Source organism: Kitasatospora sp. NPDC096128, assembly GCF_040303105.1.
Taxonomy (GTDB): Bacteria; Actinomycetota; Actinomycetes; order Streptomycetales; family Streptomycetaceae; genus Kitasatospora.
In genome coordinates this window covers 172788-192183 of sequence record NZ_JBEOSP010000002.1, presented here as the reverse complement: position 1 = coordinate 192183, position 19396 = coordinate 172788, and the positions used below count along the sequence as shown (strand labels likewise).

The window sequence follows — 19396 nt, the reverse complement described above, 5'->3', positions numbered from 1 at the left end:
GTGGCTCGGGTGGCCTCCATGAAGCCTGTTACTCCGCGCTTTCGGTCTCGCCGGCGCGGCGGGCCCGGCCGTAGAAGAAGCCGGGGGCGGCCTCCTCGACCGTGCACTCCCAGCCGAGAGCAGTCAGGCGGCGCTCCAGCTCGGCGGGCTCGAAGAAGATCTTCACGATGCGGAACTCGCGGCCGTCGGCGAGCGAGCGGACGACGGCGTGCTCCGGGTCCTCCTGGTCCTCCGCCTCGCCGATGCGCTCCAGCGGGGTCACGTCGACGAACTCGACGACGCCGCCGGGCTTGAGCGCCTTGGCGACCCGCGCCCAGAAGTCTTCGAAGTACTCCAGCGGGACGTGCGCCAGCCAGTGCGCGAAGAAGACTCCGTCGAACTGGCGGTGGGGCTGCCATTCGAAGAGGTCGGACTGGATGAACTCGACGTCGCCGAGCCCCTTGGCGCGCGCGACCTCGATCATGCTCGCCGAGCCGTCGACCGCGGTGAGGCTGTCGACGCGCTTCACGAGGTGGCGCGTCCAGTAGCCGGTTCCGGGGGCGAGCTCCAGCACGTCTCCGCGCAACTCGCCGGTGGCGAGGCGCTCCAGGAGAGCAGGAGAGGCGGCTTCCTGGTAGGGCACGAACGTGTCGTCGTATTCGACGGCGCGCTCGTCGTAGTACTCCTGCTGAGTCGCTACCAGCTTCTCAATACTCATACGCCGACTCCCCGTTGATCTTGTCATGCAACGGAGAGAAAGCTAACTAACTACCGACCGGTAGCATAGAGTGATCCAGATCACACCCGACAACGGGGCTGACCTCGGGAAAGTTCACCGGAGCAATGGATATCACAGAATCTCCCACCACCCTTGCGTAAACCGGGAGTTGACCTTCTGTTAGCTGACGGGCCATCAGCTGTTCAGGCATTCCCGCGACCGGGCACCGCAGGGGACAGTCTCAGCACGCGGACCGGAGCTGTCAGTCCGGATGGTTCCGGATTCAGCGACGGGTGGCGGATGGCTACCGTCCCAAGGGTGTTCGAATCCCTCTCCCGCCGCTCCCTCCGCCGCCGCGCCTCGGGCCTGGCCCTGGCCCTGACGGCGGCCTCGCTGCTGCTGCCGGCCGCCCCCGCCGGGGCCGCCCCGGCGGCCGTCGCCGGGTTCGCGGCCTCCTGCCCCAACGGCGGCTACATCTCCCAGGGTTACACCCCTGAGCACAACGGCATCGACATCGCCAACGACTACGGCAGCCCGATCTACGCGGTCGGCGACGGCGAGGTGACGGCCTCCGGACCGGCCCAGGGCTACGGCCAGTGGATCCGCATCCTGCACCCGGACGGGACCATCACCGAGTACGGGCACATGCGCGAACGGGACGTGGCCACCGGCGACCATGTGACGGCCGGTCAGCAGATCGCGCTGATGGGCAGCGAGGGCGAGGCCAGCGGCCCGCACCTGCACCTGCGGGTCTGGGCCGATGCGAACGCGACCGTCCGCACCGACCCGATCCCCTACCTCGCGGACCGCGGCATCACCATGCCCTGCCGGCCGGGGACAGGCCCCCGCCCCGCCCCGCCGGTCTACCCGGCGAAGTCCGGCAGGGTGGTGTCCGCGCGCGGGGCGGACGGCCGGCTGGAGGTGTTCGCGGCCGGGGCGGGCGGCGTCTCGCATGCCTGGCAGACGGCCGTCAGCGGGGCCTGGTCGGACTGGGAGACCCTGGGCGGCCCGGGCGGCGCCGAGTTGGCGATCGGACCGGACCTGGACGGCCGGCTGGAGCTGTTCGCGCTCAACGGCAGCACCCTCCAGCACCGCTACCAGCTCCAGCCCTCCGGCGCCTGGTCGAACTGGGAGACCTTCGGCGGCGGCGGCCACGACCTCGCCGTCGGCGCCAACCAGGACGGCCGACTCGAAGTCTTCGCCTCCGGCCCGGTCGGCCTCTTCCACAAGTACCAGACCACCCCCAACAGCGGCTGGTCCGACTGGCAATCGGCCGGCGGCGGACCCGCCGACAGCGAGGTCCGGCTCGGCAAGGCCCCCGACGGCCGACTGGAGGTCTTCGCCCTCAACGCCACCACCTTCCAGCACCAGTGGCAGACCGCCGTCAGCGGCGCCTGGTCCACCTGGGAGACCTTCGGCAGCGGCGGCCACGCCCTCACCGTCGACCACAACGAGGACGGCCGGCTGGAGGTCTTCGCCTCCGGACCCACCGGCGTCTTCCACAAGTACCAGACCAACCCGACCACCTGGTCCGGCTGGGAGGCCGCCGGCGGACCGGCCGACGCCCGACTCACCAGCCAGCCGACGGCGGACGGCCGCGTCGAGGTGTTCGCCATCAACGGCAGCACCGCCCAACACGCCTGGCAGACCGGCCTGAACGCCCCCTACACCCAGTGGGACACCTTCGGCGGCGCCGGCACCGGGATCACCGCGACCGCCAACGCCGACGGCCGGATCGAGGTCTTCGGCACCAGCAGCGCCGGCGTCTACCACAAGTGGCAGACCGGCTTCTCCACCTGGTCCGACTGGGCCTGGCTCAACACCACCGCCGGCCCCGCCGTCAACTGAGGAAGGCCCACCCGTGACCAGCACACCGCGCGCCCGCCGGGCGCCGCACCGCGCCTTGCTGTCCGCCCTCGTCTCGCTCGGCGTGGCGACGGCGGGCCTGACGGCCGGTGCCACCCCCGCGCCGGCCGCCACCGGCATCGACCTGTGCGCCGAGGTCGGCTACCACGCGGGCTTCCGGGGCGACGCCCTGGTGACCGCGATCGCCGTCGGCATGGCCGAGTCCAGCTGCAACCCGTCGGCGTCCAACGTCCAGAACAACACCCCGCCGTCCCGCGACCGCGGCCTGTGGGAGATCAACGACTACTGGCACCCCGAGGTCAGCGACGCCTGCGCCTTCGACGCCCAGTGCAACGCCGACGCGGCCTACCGCATCTCCAACGGCGGCACCAACTGGCAGCCCTGGTCGACCTACAACGAGCGCGCCCACCTACGGTACCTGGACGCGGCGCAGGCCGCCGCGGACCGGCTCGGCCACCACGACCCGGGACCGGCGCCGCTGGTGTACCCGGCGAAGTCCGGCAGGGTGGTGTCCGCGCGCGGGGCGGACGGCCGGCTGGAGGTGTTCGCGGCCGGGGTGGGCGGCGTCTCGCATGCCTGGCAGACCGCGGTGAACGGCGCCTGGTCGGACTGGGAGACCCTGGGCGGCCCGGGCGGCGCCGAGTTGGCGATCGGACCGAACGCGGACGGCCGACTGGAGGTCTTCGCGCTCAACGGCAGCACCCTCCAGCACCGCTACCAGCTCCAGCCCTCCGGCGCCTGGTCGAACTGGGAGACCTTCGGCGGCGGCGGCCACGACCTCGCCGTCGGCGCCAACCAGGACGGCCGACTCGAAGTCTTCGCCTCCGGCCCGGTCGGCCTCTTCCACAAGTACCAGACCGCACCCAACAGCGGCTGGTCCGACTGGCAATCGGCCGGCGGCGGACCCGCCGACAGCGAGGTCCGGCTCGGCAAGGCCCCCGACGGCCGACTGGAGGTCTTCGCCCTCAACGCCACCACCTTCCAGCACCAGTGGCAGACCGCCGTCAGCGGCGCCTGGTCCACCTGGGAGACCTTCGGCGGCGGCGGCCACGCCCTCACCGTCGACCACAACGAGGACGGCCGGCTGGAGGTCCTCGCCTCCGGACCCACCGGCGTCTTCCACAAGTACCAGACCAACCCGACCACCTGGTCCGACTGGGAGGCCGCCGGCGGACCGGCCGGCGCACGGATCACCAGTGAGCGCTCCCCCGACGGCCGGGTGGAGGCCTTCGCCATCAACGGCACCACCGCGCAGCACATCTGGCAGACCGGCGTGAACGCCCCGTACGGCCAGTGGGACACCTTCGGCGGCGGTGGCACCGAGATCTTCGCCGCCGCCAACGCCGACGGCCGGATCGAGGTCTTCGGCGCCGGCAGCGCCGGCGTCTACCACAAGTGGCAGACCGGCTTCTCCACCTGGTCCGACTGGGCCTGGCTCAACACCACCGCCGGCCCCGCCGTCAACTGACGACACCGGTAGTCCCCAGAGCACGGATCGGCAGCTACGACCTGCCGGTCCGTGCGGCGCGTCCACCCCCAGCCGCGCGCCCCCGCCGCGCCCCGTCACGTGGTCTGCACCACCATTCCGTTTATTGTCATGCTCAAAGAGGTAACGTTCGTCCGTCGGGGCAACGGTCGGCGGGCGACACGGAACATGCGACACGGAACAGCGGTGCGCGGGACGGGGGAACGGTGAGCGGGATTCTCGTCCACCTGCCGGAGGGGAACGGCGAGGACGCGGTGACCCTGCGGCTCGGTCCGGGGGAACGGGCGCGCTTCGGGCGCGGCTCGGTCGGCACACCGGTGGAGCTCCGGCTCGGCGACGAGACGGTCTCCCGGCTGGCCGGCGAGATCCACGCGACCGACGACCACTGGCAGTTGAGCAACCTCAGCAACACCCACGCCTACCTGGTGGAGAACCCGGAGGGCGCCGGCGAGTACCTCCGGGTGCCGCCGCGCCGGCTCGGCGCGCCGATCCCCTTCGAGTTCTCCCGGGTGGTGCTGCCCTCGCGGCGCGAGACCCCGCTGTCCTTCCAGGTGTTCGCGCCCGACCACGTCTACCTCGACCCGCACGCCCGCCCCGGCTCCCGGGAGAGCCGCACCATGACGGCGTACTCGCTGGACGAGACCGCCACCTACTTCCTGGTGCTGGTCGCGCTCTGCGAACCGTGGCTGCGCGACCTCTCCCCCGCCGCCGTGCCCACCACCCCGCAGGTGGTCGCCCGGCTGCGCAACCACCCGGCCTGCGCGCGGCTGACCGCGCGCGCGGTCAGCTCGCACCTGGACTACCTCGCCGACGAGAAGCTCCGCATCGACCTGCCCGACGGCGCCGGCCGCACGGACCGCCGCAGCGGCAAGCGCGAGGCCGTCGTCGGGCTCGCGCTGAAGTTCGGCATCGTCCGCGAGGAGCACCTCGCCCTCCTGCCGCGCCCCGAAGCCGCCGAGCCCGGACGGTAGGAGGGCACCGACCATGCACGATCCGGCCTTCCGCGGGGACGGCGAGGACCTGCTGCCGCCCGGCCACCGGGTCGGCGAGTGGACCGTCACCGGGCTCATCGGCGAGGGCGGCTGGGCGACGGTCTACGCCGCCCGCCGGAGCGAAACGGCCGCTCCGGACGACACCCGGGACGGACCTGAGGGCACGGACGGACCGGGGGGCACGGACGGCACGGACGGACCGGACGGCACCACCGGACCGGACGGCACCACCGGACCGGACGACACGGTCGCCCTCAAGGTGCTGCCGACCGCCGGGCTGGCCCCCCGCCAGGCCCGCAGCGTCGCCGAAGCCGCCCGCCGCGAGGTCGAGTTGGCCCGCACCGCCCCGCACCCCCGGCTGGTCCCGCTGCTCGACACCCTCGCCCTGACCGCGCCCGACCACCCCGCGCTGGACGGCGCGATCGTCCTGGTCATGGAGCGCGCCCGGTGCACCCTGCGCGAGCTGCTCGCCACCGGCGTCGACGAGGCCCGGGGCGGCCGGATCGTGGCCGGCATCTGCGAGGGCCTGGCCCACCTGCACCGCTCCGGCTGGGTCCACACCGACCTCAAGCCCGAGAACGTCCTGATCGGCCGGGACGGCGAGGTCCGCCTCTCCGACTTCGGCCTCGCCATCGAACTCACCGGCACCCACGGCCACTGCGCCCCGATGGGCACCCCCGACTACCTCCCGCCGGAGCGGTGGAAGGAGCCGCTCGGCGAGCAGGGCGTCAAGATCCGTACCACGGCGGACATCTGGGCGCTCGGCATCGTGATCCACGAGGTGTTCGCCGCGGGCGTCCCGCCCTTCCCCGGCGCCACCCCCACCGCCCGCAGCGCTGCGGCCCAGCAGTACGCCGAGGGCCGCGCCGCGCTGCGGCTGGCCCCGGACGTCCCCCCGTTCTGGCGCGAGCTGGCCGCCGACTGCCTCGCCCCCACCCATGCCGCCCGCGCCCCGCACACCGCCGAGAGCCTGCTCGCCCGCATCCGCGACCACCAGGGCGGCCGCCGCCCGCGCCGTCGGCGCCGCCCCCGGGCGCGCGCTGCCCTGCTCGCCCTGGTCGCCTGCGCCGCGGCCGCCGGCTCCGCCGCGGCGTTCTGGCCGCGGTCCGAGCCGCCCGGGCACCCCGGGCGGATCCGGGTCTTCAACGCCGAGCGCAGCTGCCAGGACCGCGCCGACCGCGACCGCGGGTGCAGCCTCGGCCTGGCCGTCGACCCGCGGCGCCCCTACACCGCGGACAACGTCGTCCCCACCCGGGTCTGGCACGGCGACACCCTGGACGCCGACTGCCAACTCGCCACCGGCCTGCCGATCATCGACGAGGAGGACCGCACCTCCACCCTCTGGTACCGCGTGCGCCTCCCCGGCACCGCGACCGGCACGGGCACCGCGACCGGCACCGGCACCGCCTGGCTCCCGGCCGTCCGCACCAAGGACCGTCCGGCCCTCGCGGACTGCCCCTGAGCGCCACCGCTCGCCCGGGGCCGTCCCGGGGCCACTCCGGATCGTTCCGGATTCCGGGCCCGGTACGGCCGCCACTACCTTGACGTCGGCGCCGGCCGGACCGGTCGGCGCGGAGTGCAGGGAGCAGCGATGCCGACGACCGCCACCACCGCCCGGCCGGGCGCAGCCGAACTCGGGCAGCAGGAGCGCGCGGTGCTCCACGGGGTCGGCTGCGGACTGAGGGACGACGAGATCGCGGCCGCCCTCGCCGTCTCCGAGGACGTCGTGGCCGGACACCTCGCGCGGATCCTCGGCAAGCTCGGGCTGCGCGACCGGGCCGCCGCCATCGTCCACGCCTTCGACTGCGGGCTGGTCTCCCCCGGCCACGGGCCCCGTACGCCGGGGCCGGACCAGCTGCCCCGGGGCGCCGACGGCCGGACGGCCGGTCCGAGGGTGCGGATCTCCGTACTCGGACCGCTGCGGGCCTGGCACGACGGGAGGGCCGTGGACCTGGGGCACCTGCGCCAGCAGGCCGTGCTGGCGGCCCTGGCGCTGCACCGGGGGCGGACCGTCAGCCGGCAGGAACTCCTGGACGGCGTGTGGGGGTCGGAGCCGCCGGTCACCAATGTGGTGCCGGTCCACGTCTACCGGCTGCGCAAGACCCTGCGCCTCGCGGACTGCCCGGTCCCGGTGATCGAGCACGACCGGTACGGCTACCGGCTGGCCACCGGGGCGACCGAGGTGGACCTGGCGCGGATGGAGGAGCTGGTCGCCGCCGCCGGGACGGCCCACCGGGCGGGCGACCTGCCCGAGGCGGTCCGCCTCTGCTCCCGGGCCCTGGACCTGTTCGGCGGGGAGCCGTTGGCCGGACTGCCCGGCCCGCTCGCCGAACTGGAGCGGCTGCGGCTCGTCGAGCGCAGGATCGCCGTCGCCCAGCGGCGGGCGGAGTTGCGGCTCCAGCTGGGCCAGTGCGCCCGGGCGGTCACGGAGCTGATCACCCTGTCGGCGGAGCAGCCGCTGAACGAGCCGGTGGCCGCGATGCTGATGGGTGCGCTGTACCGGGGCGGTCGCCAGGCCGACGCGCTGGCCGTGTTCGACCGCACCCGCCGCCGGCTCGCCGAGGACCTGGGGGTGCCCCCGGGGCCGGTGCTGCGGCGGACCCGCCGGCTGATCCTGCACGGGGCGTGAGCGTTCCTGCCCGGTCCCGCCCGGCACGGGCGACGGGCCCCACCGGGAACCGCCCTGGTGGGGCCCGTCGGGGCCGTGCGGCCCGGTGGGGTCAGGAGGCGAAGGCGCGTTCCAGCCGGGGGATCAGGTCCAGCAGGTCCTGTTCCCAGCAGCCGCCGTTGTGGGCGCCGTTGCAGTGGCTCCCCCAGGCGGCGCCGTCGCCGTAGTCGACGTAGTGGTAGGGCATGCCCAGGGCGTCCATCCGGTCCTTGACGTGCTTGGACGCGCCCTCCAGCCAGAACTCCGGCTCGGTGGCCACCCCGCGGCCGTTGCCGACGTAGACGGAGACGCCGATGCCCGCGAGCTTGTCCATGTGCTGGGACGGGTCGGCGGCGTTCCACCGCCAGTCCGCGTTGAACAGCGGGTACGGCGTGCCGAACAGGGCGTCGCTGTCCACGGCGGGCTTGTAGGGGTCGTTGTTCGGGTCGCAGGCGCCGGACGACGAGCCGCAGACCACGCCCTGGGCGTCGATCAGGGAGGCGACGACGGCCAGCCGCAGGTCCATGGAGTCCACCGAGAGGTCGATGTCCCCCGACAGCGAGGCGGTCTGGCTGAACAGGTCGGGGCGGTCCTGGGCGTAGTGGAAGGCCCCGAAGCCGCCCATGGAGACCCCGGCGACGGCCCGGGCCTTCTTGGTGGCGACGGTGCGCAGGTTCGCGTCGATGAACGGGATCACCTGGTTGAGGTGGAAGTTCTCCCAGTTCTGGGCGCCGGCCGGGGTGTTCTGGTTGAGCCAGTTCGCGTACCAGCCGCGGGCGCCGCCGTCCGGGATGACGGTGATCATCGCGTTGGACATGGTCAGCGCCGGGTAGTTCTGCTGGATCGGGTCGTCGGGCGAACCGTGCAGGAAGTACAGCACCGGGTAGCGCCGGGCCGGGTCGTCGTAGTACCCGCTCGGCAGGATGATCTTGATGTGGTGCTTGCCCGCGACCTCGGGCGTGGTCACGGTGAGGTAGAAGTCGGTCCGGTCGCCCACGGCCTGGTCGGTCTGGGTCAGGCCGTACCCGTCCGTCATCCTCGGCGGTGCCCCGGTGCCGGCGGCGGCCTGGGCCGGAGCGGCCGCGGTGGCCGTCCCGACGATGCCGACCACGGCGGCCAGCAGGGCCACCAGCCTTCGCCAGCGGTGCGGTGTCCTCGTCATGGTGTTCCCCCTCGTGGGTGTCGTCGTGGGCTTGGTCGTGCGCTGCAAGGCCTCAGTCGAGGACCTTGACCTCCAGGGCCGGCGAGGCCGCGATCTGGTCCTCGGTGTAGCGCTCCGTCACCCACTGGCCGGCCGAGAACAGCCTGGTCTGGTCGGCGTAGTGCGGCGAGTTCGGGTTGGCCGACTGGGAGTAGGCCAGCACCGAGGCGGACTGCGGCGGGCCGTCGGCGGTGAACCGCGTCTCCTGGATGAAGCTGGAGCCGAAGGTGATGTCGAACTTGCCGTCGACCGCGCCGGGCGTGACCACGTTCAGCACGCCCAGCTCGTGCATCGCGCCGGGGACCGGGATCTGCTCGCCGTTGCGGGTGACCTTCTGGACGTCCGACAGCCGCGCGTCCAGCGCCACGCCGGAGTTGCGCAGCGCGAGGACGGCCCGGGCGACCGAGTTGCGGACGGCGTCGTTGCCGGCGTCCAGCGAATTGGGCGTGTGCACCGGGTCCTTGGGGTCGAAGGGCACCCGCCAGGGCAGTTTCTCGATCGCCTGCCCGTTGCCCAGGTAGAACCAGACGTTCTCGAACAGCCAGGAACCCCGGCTGTCCGGCGTGAACTTGTGGTTCCAGGCGGCCAGGATCGGACACGCCTCACTGATGTTGACCAGGTTCCCGTCCACCAGGACGAGCCCGAACGGCGCGCCCTGGCAGGCGCTCACCGTGGCGTTGAGGGCCAGGTCGGCTGCCCTGCTGTTGTCGGCGAACAGCAGCTGCCGCATGTTCTCCGGGGTGAAGCCCCGGCCCGGCAGCCCGTCGGTGCCGTTGATCCGGTTCTGCGCGGTCAGGATCAGCTCCTGGGTGCGCAGCGTCCGGGGCGCCGCGCTGTCGCCCATCACCCGGGGGAACGACAGCGGCTGCTCGGGGTTGGCCAGCCAGGCGCTGTCGTTGGCGTTGCCCACGAAGTCGGAGCGGACCAGCCGCGGTTGCTTGTGCGGGTCCATCAGCCCCGGCGCGACGGCGTTCGGGTCGTTCGGCCAGTCGCACTCGCTGCGCTTGCCGTCGAAGATGGAGACCGGCGGGATGTTGGGCAGCCGCAGCGACTGGTTGAAGAGCACCTGGCCGGTCAGGGTCAGACAGGACTGCGCGTGGGCGTCGCTGATGTTCGGGGCGGCCTGGATGTCCGCGTAGAGGGCGTTGCCCTTGCGGTCCGAGGCGACGGTGTTGAAGAAGGGGACGCCCTCGGTGGTCTCCAGGGCGTTCACCACGTCGTTGACGTCCTTGGCCTGGTCGAGGTGGAACCAGGTGTTCAACGCCCGCAGGTTGTCCATGTTCGGGTCGCGCACCGCGTGGGCGCTCACGATCCAGGGCAGCGAGTTGCCCTGGAGCGACGTGGTGATCGGGCCGTACCGGGTGGACCACAGCGTCCTGGTGACCCGGCCGACGGAACCGTCCTGGTTCAGCACGTCGACCCCGACCTGTTGCGAGGTCATCGGCGTCCAGACGCCGTCCACCAGGTAGTTGGTGGGGTGCAGCGGGTCCACCTGGACGTCGAACAGCCCGAACGGGGCGACCGTGGCGACGGTGTGGCTCCAGGCGACGTCGTCGTTGTGCCCGATGTTCACGGCGGGCAGGCCGAGCAGGCTGGCACCGGAGACGTTGAAGCGTCCCGGGATGGTCAGTTGGGCCTGCCACATCCGGTTCTTGCCCTGCCAGGGGAAGTGCGGGTTGGCCAGCATCATGCCGGTGCCCCCGGACACCCCCTGGGAGCCCACCGCCAGGGCGTTGCTGCCCATGCTGCCCTGCTGCCGGGCGGCGGCCATCGCCTCGCGGATCCGGTTGCCGGTCTCCTCGGGCGAGAGCTGCGGCGCCGCGGCGGCCGGCTGGGCGGCGCCGGGCTGGGCGGCGACCGACGCGCCCGGGGGTGCGGCGTTGACCTCACCGTCCAGCAGCGGGTCGGCACTGCCCATGATGATCTCGGCGTGGGCGTGCCGGTAGACGTCCAGCTCGGTGATCGGCCGCACCCAGGCCGCGCCCCGGCAGGCCGGGTCGGAGATGTTGTCGACGCCGGTCTCGGCCAGGTACCGGTTGTAGCCCTGGACGTAGCCGCGGATGGCGTCCTTGACCTCCGGCTCGGGCCCCTTGGGCGCGGGCTGGTCGATCAGCCCCTCCACCACCCGGTTGTCGTTGATCCGCTGGAAATAGAGGTCGCTGTTGAGGTTGGTGGTGCTGTTCTGGCTCTGGCCGGGGCTGGCCTTGCCGTTCGGGCCCAGGTAGCGGGACCGCTGGGCGTCGACCATCAGGTAGGTGTCGGCCAGGGTGCAGATGTTGTCCTTGGCCGCGGCGTAGCCGTACCCCTGCCCCAGCCCCGCCAGATCGGCGGCGATGATGTGCGGGATGCCGTACTCGGTGTAGCGGATCGTCGGTTTGTCCGGCGCTCCCGCGGCGGCCGACCCGCCGGCCGGTGGTCCGGCCGCCACCGTCGTGCCCATCAGTGCCGCCGCGGCCAGGACCGCCACCGGCAGCCTCGCCTTGATTCCCCTCCGCGCCATCGGGCCGTCCCTTCCCTGTCATCCGAGGGTTTGTCCGTACGCGGCCACGCTAGGGAGGGGCGATGACATCCCGATGACGGGGGCGGCACCCCCGCAACCGCCCCCGCCCCCTCCGCCAACGGATCAGTTCCCCGGGCACTGACAGGTGTTGACATCCTCCCCGCCCTGCTTTGTCTTCGAGGAGGCGCCGGAAGGTGGCCCATCCGGCGTCGTGGACGGACTTGGCCAGACGGCCCCGGGCGAGGCCGCGCACGTTCAGATCCTCCAGGTACACCGCTTGGGTCTCGCGGATGATCCTGGTGGTCTCCTTGTGCAGCCAGTCCATGCGACTGTCGGCCACCTTGGCATGCGCCCTGGCGACCTTCCTTCGGGCCTTGGCCCGGTTCCGGCTGCCCTTGGCCTTGCGGGACAGCTCCCGCTGCGCGGCCTTAAGCCTCCTCTCCGCCTTGCGGAGGAAGCGTGGGTTGTCGAGCACGCTGCCGTCGGAGAGGACGGCGTAGGTGGTCAGGCCGAGGTCGATGCCGACCTCGGTGTCCGCCTCGGGCAGGTGGTCGGGTTCCACGTCCACCACGAAGGAGGCGTGGTACCGGCCCGCCGCGTCCAGCACGATGGTCACGGACGACGGGTCGGCCGGGAGCGCGCGGGACCACTTCACCCGCACGTCACCGATCTTCGCCAGGTTCAGCTTCCCGTTGGACCGGATGCGGAACCCGTTGCGGGTGAACCGCAGCGACTGCCGGCTGTCCTTGCGCGACTTGAACCGGGGCAGTCCCACGGGGCGACCGACCCGCTTTCCCGAGACGGAGTCGAAGAAGTTCCGGTAGGCGGTATCCAGGTCCCGAAGGGACTGGATCAACGGATCCACACCGACCGACGCGAGCCACGCCCGCTCGGCGGTATTCTTCGCCCCGGTGATCACCAGCTTCTGGAGCTCGGCGCTCTTCGGGTACGGCCGCCCGGTCTTCCTCGCCTCCTTCCGAGCCGCCAACGCGTCGTTGTACACCACCCGTGCACCCAGAACTCCGCAGCTCACTCCACCGCTTCGCGGCTCCGAGGCAAGGAACCGATTCCTCCCGGGGCCGAAGCCCCGGGCCTCCTCGGCAGAATCAGGTGAGGGAGAGTCGGCTCCGGGCCCGGCGGCCCGGGGCGACTACCAGCTCGCCGGGTACCAGGCGCCGTTGTACCACTGCTCGTTGGCGCTGTCGTTGTGGTGGTCCATGTTGAAGTCTTCGGGGTAGTTCTTGACGTGGTTGTTCGGGTAGGTCCAGATGCCGGCGGACTCGTCGCAGACGTAGTCCCAGTGGCAGATCGTCTTGACCGGCACATTGCCGAAGAACCGGTCGGCGCCGGCCAGCGGGGCACCGATGATGCCGCCGAACGGCACGGCCCCGCCGTTGGCCCCGGGAGGGCCCTGGCGCTTGGGGTCGGCGACCAGGATGGCGTTGACGTTGCCGAAGGTCTGCCAGTTCTCGGTCACCCAGACGTGCACCACCCCGGCACCCAGCGAGTATCCGCCGATCTTGACGTGCTGGTCCGGACAGGCCGCGCGCTGGTCGCGGACCAGCCGGTTCAGCTCGTTGACGCCCGCCCGGGTGCTCGCGCCGTTGGGGATCGTCGTCGGGTACCCGACGTGCTGCTGGATGTTGCCGTAGAAGCCGTCGTTGTTCCACGAGCTGCCGGTGCCCCCGACGACGATCGTGTAGGTGCCCTCGCACGGGGCGGCCACGCGCGTGGCCGCCGCCTGTGCCGTGGCGCCTTGAGCCGCCGTCAGCCCCAGCGTCAGCAGGAGTCCGGCGGACGCGGCCGCGATCTTTCGTGCTTGCATTGCGATTCCTCCCCACGAGGTCGGCCCACCCGCCCGCTCCGTCGCGGTGCGTGGTCGGCCCAGGTCACCGGACGACCATCGCAGCGGCCGATGACATCCCGATGAAGCGCGCCGCGCGGGCCGGCGGTCGGGGGCGGGGGCTCTTCGTGTCCGATGCCTGGGCGATCCGTGCCGGACGTGGTTTCATGCCAGCTCGTGCGGATTTCTCGGGACGATGACGAACTGGCCGGGCGCGACCACGAACTGCGCCGCCTGGCGGGCTTGCTGGAGGCCGACGACCGACGGCCGACGGTCGGGGTGGTGGAGGGGCCGCCGGGGATCGGCAAGAGCCGGCTGCTGGCCGAACTGCGGCGCTCGGCGGCCGGGTCCGGACGACCGGTGGGGCAGGCGCGGGCCGCCCGGGGCAGCCGCTCGGTGCCGTACGGGCTGCTGCTGGACGCGCTCTGGGGCACCGGTGCCCGGGGCCTGCTCGAAGGCTTCGCCGACGATGCAGGCGGGACGGGCGGCGCGGCGGACGGCGGGGCGGACGGCGAAGGGGCCCGGCACGGGCACCGGCGGCACCGGCGGCTGCGGGAGGCGCTCGCCGGGGCCTCGCCCGTCCTCCTGCTGGACGACCTCCAGTGGGCCGACCGGGAGTCATTGCTGCTGCTCGACCGGTTGGTCGCGAGCCCGCCGGCCGGGCGGTTCACCGTCGTGCTGGCCTGTCGCAGCGGCGGCTGTCCGCCCTGGCTGACCCGGACGCTGGTCGACGCCGACGCGGAGTGGATCGAGCTCGCTCCGCTGGGTCCGGGCGCGCTCGCCCGGCTGCTGCCGGACGCGGCACCGGAGCGCCGCCGATTACTGGCCGGGGCGAGCGGCGGCAACCCCCGCTACCTGCGCGCCCTCGCCGAGGTGTCCACCGAGCTGCTGGCCGGGCTGGCCGCGGGCGATCCGCGCGCCATCGGGCGGCCCAGGGCCCAGCGTCCCGCGGCCCAGCGGCCCGCGGACGGCTGGCAGCCCGGACCGGAGCTGCGCGGGGAGCTGGCCACGCTGTCGGAGCGGGCCCGCGAGGTGCTGCGGGCCGCGGCCGTGGCCGGACCGGAATTCGACCCGCCGCTGGTGGCGGCCGTGGCCGGCCTTCCCGTCCAGGCGGTGGACGAGGCGCTCGACGAGCTGGCCGGGCACGGCTGCGTCACCCCGGCCGGTGGCCGCTACCGCTTCGCCCAGCCGCTGCCCGCCGCCGCCGTCTACCGGCTGGCCGGCCCGGTCTGGCGGGCCGGGGCCCACCGGCGGGCCGCCGACCACCTCGACCGGTGCGGGGCGCCGCCCGCGGCGTGGGCCGGGCAGGCCGAGTACGCGGCGCCCACGGCGGGCCGGGAAGGCCTGATCAGGCTCACCGCCGCGGCCCGTGCCGTCCTCGAAACCGAGCCCGCGACCGGCGCCCGCTGGCTGCGCGCCGTGCTGGACGCGCTCCCGGAGCGGTCGGATCCCACCGAGCGGGCGGATCCCACCGAGCCGCGCACCGAGGCCACCGTGCTCCTGGGCCGCGCGCTCACCCTCACCGGCCGACTGGACGAGGCCGCCGAGGCGCTGCGCCCGCTGCTGTCCGACACGAACCCGGACCGGGCGCGGGCCGTCGGGCCGGTCGCCCTCGTGGAACGGCTGCGCGGCCGGACGGACCGGGTCTACGGCCTGCTGGACCGGGACGGGGTCCTGGCGTCCGACCAACTCCAGTTGGCCAGACTGGATCTGATGAACGGTCGGACCAGGCGGAGCCTGCACCGGATCGAGACCGCCGTCCACCGTGACGACTCGGACGGCACCCGGCTGGCCGCGCACACCCTGACCAGCCTCGCCGCGATCGGCCAGGGGGCGGTGCCGACCGCCCGCCGGGCCCTGGACGCGGCGGAGCGGCTCGCCGACTCGCTGGACGCGCGCGGCCGGCTCCGGGCGCTCGCCACCCTTCCCGAACGCGGCTGGGCCGGCGTGCTGTTGGAACGGCGGCAGCGGACCGCCGACCGCATCGAGCACGGCATCGCCCTGGCCGAGCGCCACCAGCACCACTACGTGCTCCCCCAACTGCACGCGGTGCGCGCGGCGTTGCTCCTGATGTCGGGCCCGATGGACGCGGCACGGGCGGCCGCCGACCGGGCGCTGGAGCTGGCCCGCGAGCTCGGTGCCGCCGAGACGCTGGCGATCGCGGCGGCGCTCCGGCTGCGGGCCGCGGCCTGGCAGGGCGGAGCGGAAGCCGTGGGGCCCGCACGGGAGTTGCTGCTCGGCCAGCCGGAGCCGCCGACGGCGGTGTGGCGCGCGGTGGTCCGGCACGCCGTCGTGGAGACCGCGGTGATCTGCGGGCAGCCGCCGACGGCGGCCGAGGCCGCCCGGCTGCTCAGCCTGGGCGACGACCGGTGGCGCGACCCGATGCCGGCCCACGGCCACGACCTGATGGCCGCGGTGCACGCGGCGGAGGGGAACACCGCCCTGGTCGCCCGGCACGTCGAGCTGGCGGGGCGGGCGGCCCGCAGCGCCGGCCTGCCCGCGGCCGGAGCCGTGGTGTCGCTGGCCTCGGCCCGGCTGCTGCGGGCCCGCGGTGAGCAGGACCGGGCGACGGCGCTGGCCCGCCGGGCCGCGGACGGGCTGGCCGCCTCCGGCTTCGTGGTCCGCGCCGGGATGGCCCAGCTGGTGGCCGCCGACATCGCCGCCGACCGCGGCGACCGCTCCGGCTACGAGAGCGCGACGGACGCGGCCCGGCGACTGTTCGGCCAGGTCGGGGCGCACGCCCTGCTGGCCCGGTCGGAGCTGCCCTGGCGGGCCGCCCGCGGCGGCTCGCAGGCCCGCTGCGGCGGTACGGGGGAGGTCGCGATGACCGCCGACCAGGGCTCGCAGCACGCGCACGACAACGGAACGGAACGGCCCCGGCTGTCGCCCAAGGAACTGCAGGTCCTGCTCGACTACGCCTCGGGGCTGACCCTCAAGTCCGCGGCGCGCCGGGCCGGCATCACCCCGAACACGGCGAAGGACTACCTCGACCGCGTCAAGGCCAAGTACCGCCGCGCGGGGCGGCCCGCCTACACCAAGATCGACCTGGCGACCCGGGTGCGGGAGGACGGGTTCGCCGCGCCCTGACCTGCACCTGCACCGGCACCGGCAGGGCAGGGCAGAGCAGAGCAGAGCAGAGCCAGTGGACACCCTCCGGCCCACCGGCCTCAAGCCCCCCATATCGGGGGCTACAGCGGCGACCTGTCGGGCCGTTAGGTTCTCGGTCGGCGCCGGGGACTCGGTGACCCGCAACTCGGCCCCGGCACACGCCCCCCGGGCCGGCCACCCGCGCCGGCCAGCACCGGATCCAACGACGAAAGGCCACACCATGAGGGCAATCCCCCGCGCACTGGGCATCGCCGCAGCCGCCGGAACCATGCTGCTGGTCGCCGCGATCCCCGCCTCGGCGACCCCGGCCCAGGCCAACTACACGGGCGACGGCTTCGGTTCGACGTCGGCCCAGGCCAAGCAGAGCGCGCTCAACAACGCCCTCGCGCAGGCCCAGGCGGCCGGTTTCAGCAGCACCCAGTGTCTCCAGGTGGGCACGGCGCAGGCCTGGCCGAACAACAACAACCTGCTCGCGGCCCGGGGCGTGAAGGCCGCCGCGTCCGCCGCCATCGGGCCGGTCACGAGCTGGGAGGGCAGCGCCCAGCTCCAGTGCACCACCCAGCCGGCCGCCGGCACCGTCAACCTCAACCGGTACAACGGCCCCGAGCACCTGAGCACCACCGGGTCGGCGCCCGCCGGCTACCTCCTGGAGGGCAGCCTCGGCTGGCTCTACGGCAGCCAGGTCGCCGGTACCGCCCCGCTCTACTCGTGCAAGGTCTGGAACAGCGTGGACACCTTCACCTCGCCGTCCGGCAACTGCGAGGGCCAGCAGTTCCTCTCCACGCTCGGCTACGCCTACACCGCGCCGCCGGCGGGCGTGCCGAGCCGGGTCCTGCGCCGCTGCCTCGTCAACGGCGAGCACTTCGACTCCAACGACATCAACTGCGAGGGCCAGGTCGCCGAGGGGGTCCTCGGCTACACCCTCGACTGACCCGTCCGACCCGGAAACCAGGAGGCGGGCTCGCCGGTGTCGTCCACGACGGCACCGGCGGGCCCGCCTCCGCGCTTCCGCTCCCGGGACGGCCGGGCGCGCATCTGACCTTTGACAATCCACATGAAGTCATACAGTCTTCTCGGCATGTCCGACCATCACCCGATCGAGTGCGCCGCCATCGAGCTGGCGCTGATCGGCGTGGCCGCGCACTGCGTCGCCGACAACCTCTGTCGCTGAATCCGCCTGTCCCGAAGCGCTGCGCTGATCGCCGCCTCGGGGCGTCGCCCCATTCCCGCGGGCGCGGTGCCGCGCACTTCCTCCGAGACCTCACCGTCTTTCCAGGCCCCACCGCCGCCCGCCTTCCTCCGTACACCATCGGTAGCGAAAGGCCCCTTTTCCGATGTCTCGAACCACCTTCACCCCTCGCCGCCTGGCCGCGGCGACCGTCACCGTCGCCCTCGTCGCCGGAGCGGCGGCGTGCGGGCCGAAGGCCGACGGCGGTGGGAGCACCGGCAAGGACGCCGCACCGCAGCAGGGCGGCACCCTCACCGTCCTCAACCAGAACCCGCAGGACCAGTTCGACCCCGCGCGGATGTACACCTCCGGCGGCGGCAACGTGCCCTCGCTGGTGTTCCGCACCCTCACCACCCGCAACCGGGCGGACGGCGCGGCCGGCACCAAGGTCGTCCCGGACCTCGCCACCGACACCGGCACCGCCTCGGACGGCGCGAAGGTGTGGACGTACCACCTGAAGGACGGCCTCAAGTTCGAGGACGGCTCGCCGATCACCAGCGCCGACATCAAGTACGGCATCGAGCGCTCCTTCGCTCCCGAACTCTCCGGTGGAGCACCGTACTTGCGGGACTGGCTGATCGGCGCCGCGGACTACCAGGGCCCCTACAAGGACGGCCGCACCCTGGACGCCATCGAGACGCCGGACGAGAAGACCATCGTCTTCCACCTCGACAAGCCCGAGGGCGACTTCCCTTATCTGGCCACCCAGACCCAGTTCGCGCCCGTCCCCAAGGCCAAGGACACCGGGACGAAGTACCAGGACCACCCGATCGCCTCCGGCCCCTACCTGGTCGAGAAGAACGAGAACGACGGCACCCACCTCGTCCTCAAGCGCAACCCCAACTGGTCGGCGGCCACCGACGACCAGCGCAAGGCGTACCCGGACACCGTCGACGTGCAGTCCGGGCTCGACCCGGCGGTGATCAACCAGCGGCTCTCGGCCGGCACCGGCGCCGACGCGGCCGCCGTCACCACCGACACCAACCTCGGCCCCTCCGAACTCGCCCAGGTGAAGGACGACAAGGCGCTCGCCGCCCGCGTCGGCACCGGCCACTTCGGCTACGTCAACTACCTGGCGTTCAACCCCAAGGTGAAGCCCTTCGACGACCCGAAGGTCCGGCAGGCCGTCGCCTACGCGCTCAACCGCACCTCGGTCGTCAACGCCGCCGGCGGCTCCTCGCTCGCCGAGGCCGCCACCACCTACCTGCCCACCCAGGAGACCTTCGGGTACACGCCGTACGACCCGTTCCCGGCCGGCGCCACCGGCAACCCGGAGAAGGCCAAGGAACTGCTCAAGGAGGCCGGCTACCCGAACGGCCTGACCATCACGCTCACCCACTCCACCGAGAGCGGCAAGGGCTACGGCCCCAACCTGGCCGCCGCCGTCCAGGACGGCCTCAAGGCGGCCGGGATCACCGTCCAGCTCGACGCCCTGGACGGCACCCGGTACTCCAAGACCATCCACACCGTCGGCACCGAGCCCGGCCTCTTCCTCTCCGGCTGGGGCGCCGACTGGCCGTCCGGCGGCCCGTTCCTGGCGCCGATCTTCGACGGCCGGCAGATCGTCACCGACGGCTACAACTTCAACTCCGCGCAGCTGGACGACCCTTCGGTGAACGAGGAGATCGACCGGATCAACACCATCACCGACCACGCCGAGGCGGCCAAGCGCTGGGGTGCCCTGGACCAGCGGATCGGCCAGCAGGCCCTCACCGTCCCGCTGTTCCACCCCGTCTACAAGCGGCTCTCCGGCAAGGACGTCCGCAACATCGTGATCAGCGACTGGACCGGCGTACTGGACATCTCCCAGGTCGCGGTGAAGTAGCGG

The 19396-nt window shown here is 73.1% G+C and carries 14 protein-coding genes; 9 read left to right on the top strand and 5 right to left on the bottom strand.

Annotation, left to right across the window (positions count from 1 at the left end; genetic code table 11):
• Nucleotides 1-28 precede the first annotated feature (28 nt).
• Nucleotides 29-697: a class I SAM-dependent methyltransferase gene (locus tag ABTY61_RS03290; RefSeq protein WP_350503199.1), complete on the bottom strand. Its 669-nt coding sequence runs from the start codon at nt 695-697 to the stop codon at nt 29-31.
• 318 nt (nt 698-1015) lie between these two features.
• Between ABTY61_RS03290 and ABTY61_RS03285 the strand changes: the two genes are divergently transcribed.
• The 5 genes from ABTY61_RS03285 (at nt 1016) to ABTY61_RS03265 (ending at nt 7670) form a co-directional block, all read left to right on the top strand.
• On the top strand, nt 1016-2545 hold the full coding sequence (locus ABTY61_RS03285; protein WP_502895201.1) for a DUF8189 domain-containing protein: 1530 nt from the start codon (nt 1016-1018) through the stop codon (nt 2543-2545).
• A 13-nt stretch (nt 2546-2558) separates the two neighbouring features.
• Nucleotides 2559-4031 carry a DUF8189 domain-containing protein gene (locus ABTY61_RS03280; protein ID WP_350503198.1) on the top strand — a complete coding sequence of 491 codons (1473 nt, stop codon included), beginning with the start codon at nt 2559-2561 and terminating at the stop codon, nt 4029-4031.
• A 224-nt stretch (nt 4032-4255) separates the two neighbouring features.
• Nucleotides 4256-5020, top strand: a complete 765-nt coding sequence (locus tag ABTY61_RS03275) for a serine/threonine protein kinase (protein WP_350503197.1) — start codon at nt 4256-4258, stop codon at nt 5018-5020.
• A gap of 13 nt (nt 5021-5033) precedes the next feature.
• Nucleotides 5034-6503, top strand: coding sequence for a serine/threonine-protein kinase (locus ABTY61_RS03270; protein WP_350503196.1), 1470 nt, complete (start codon nt 5034-5036; stop codon nt 6501-6503).
• Between the two features lie 129 nt (nt 6504-6632).
• Nucleotides 6633-7670, top strand: a complete 1038-nt coding sequence (locus ABTY61_RS03265; protein ID WP_350503195.1) for an AfsR/SARP family transcriptional regulator — start codon at nt 6633-6635, stop codon at nt 7668-7670.
• 91 nt (nt 7671-7761) lie between these two features.
• Here ABTY61_RS03265 and ABTY61_RS03260 read toward each other — a convergent pair whose 3' ends face one another.
• From ABTY61_RS03260 to ABTY61_RS03245, 4 genes are all read right to left on the bottom strand, one after another.
• Nucleotides 7762-8850 (bottom strand): alpha/beta hydrolase, encoded by a 1089-nt coding sequence (locus ABTY61_RS03260; protein ID WP_350503194.1) that lies wholly within the window; start codon nt 8848-8850, stop codon nt 7762-7764.
• Between the two features lie 52 nt (nt 8851-8902).
• Complete coding sequence (locus ABTY61_RS03255; RefSeq protein ID WP_350503193.1) at nt 8903-11389, bottom strand: penicillin acylase family protein; 2487 nt, start codon at nt 11387-11389, stop codon at nt 8903-8905.
• A 49-nt stretch (nt 11390-11438) separates the two neighbouring features.
• Entirely contained in the window at nt 11439-12377 is a 939-nt protein-coding gene (locus ABTY61_RS03250; RefSeq protein ID WP_350503192.1) for an RNA-guided endonuclease InsQ/TnpB family protein, read from the bottom strand.
• A gap of 162 nt (nt 12378-12539) precedes the next feature.
• Entirely contained in the window at nt 12540-13214 is a 675-nt protein-coding gene (locus tag ABTY61_RS03245; protein ID WP_350503191.1) for a cutinase family protein, read from the bottom strand.
• Between the two features lie 195 nt (nt 13215-13409).
• Here ABTY61_RS03245 and ABTY61_RS03240 point away from each other — a divergent pair, with 195 nt between their 5' ends.
• The 4 genes from ABTY61_RS03240 (at nt 13410) to ABTY61_RS03225 (ending at nt 19393) form a co-directional block, all read left to right on the top strand.
• On the top strand, nt 13410-16319 hold the full coding sequence (locus ABTY61_RS03240) for an AAA family ATPase (protein WP_350503190.1): 2910 nt from the start codon (nt 13410-13412) through the stop codon (nt 16317-16319).
• A gap of 241 nt (nt 16320-16560) precedes the next feature.
• Nucleotides 16561-17271 (top strand): hypothetical protein, encoded by a 711-nt coding sequence (locus tag ABTY61_RS03235; RefSeq protein WP_350503189.1) that lies wholly within the window; start codon nt 16561-16563, stop codon nt 17269-17271.
• A gap of 147 nt (nt 17272-17418) precedes the next feature.
• On the top strand, nt 17419-17511 hold the full coding sequence (locus ABTY61_RS03230) for an Ms4533A family Cys-rich leader peptide (protein WP_350503188.1): 93 nt from the start codon (nt 17419-17421) through the stop codon (nt 17509-17511).
• A gap of 163 nt (nt 17512-17674) precedes the next feature.
• Nucleotides 17675-19393 (top strand): ABC transporter substrate-binding protein, encoded by a 1719-nt coding sequence (locus ABTY61_RS03225; protein ID WP_350503187.1) that lies wholly within the window; start codon nt 17675-17677, stop codon nt 19391-19393.
• Nucleotides 19394-19396: the final 3 nt, after the last annotated feature.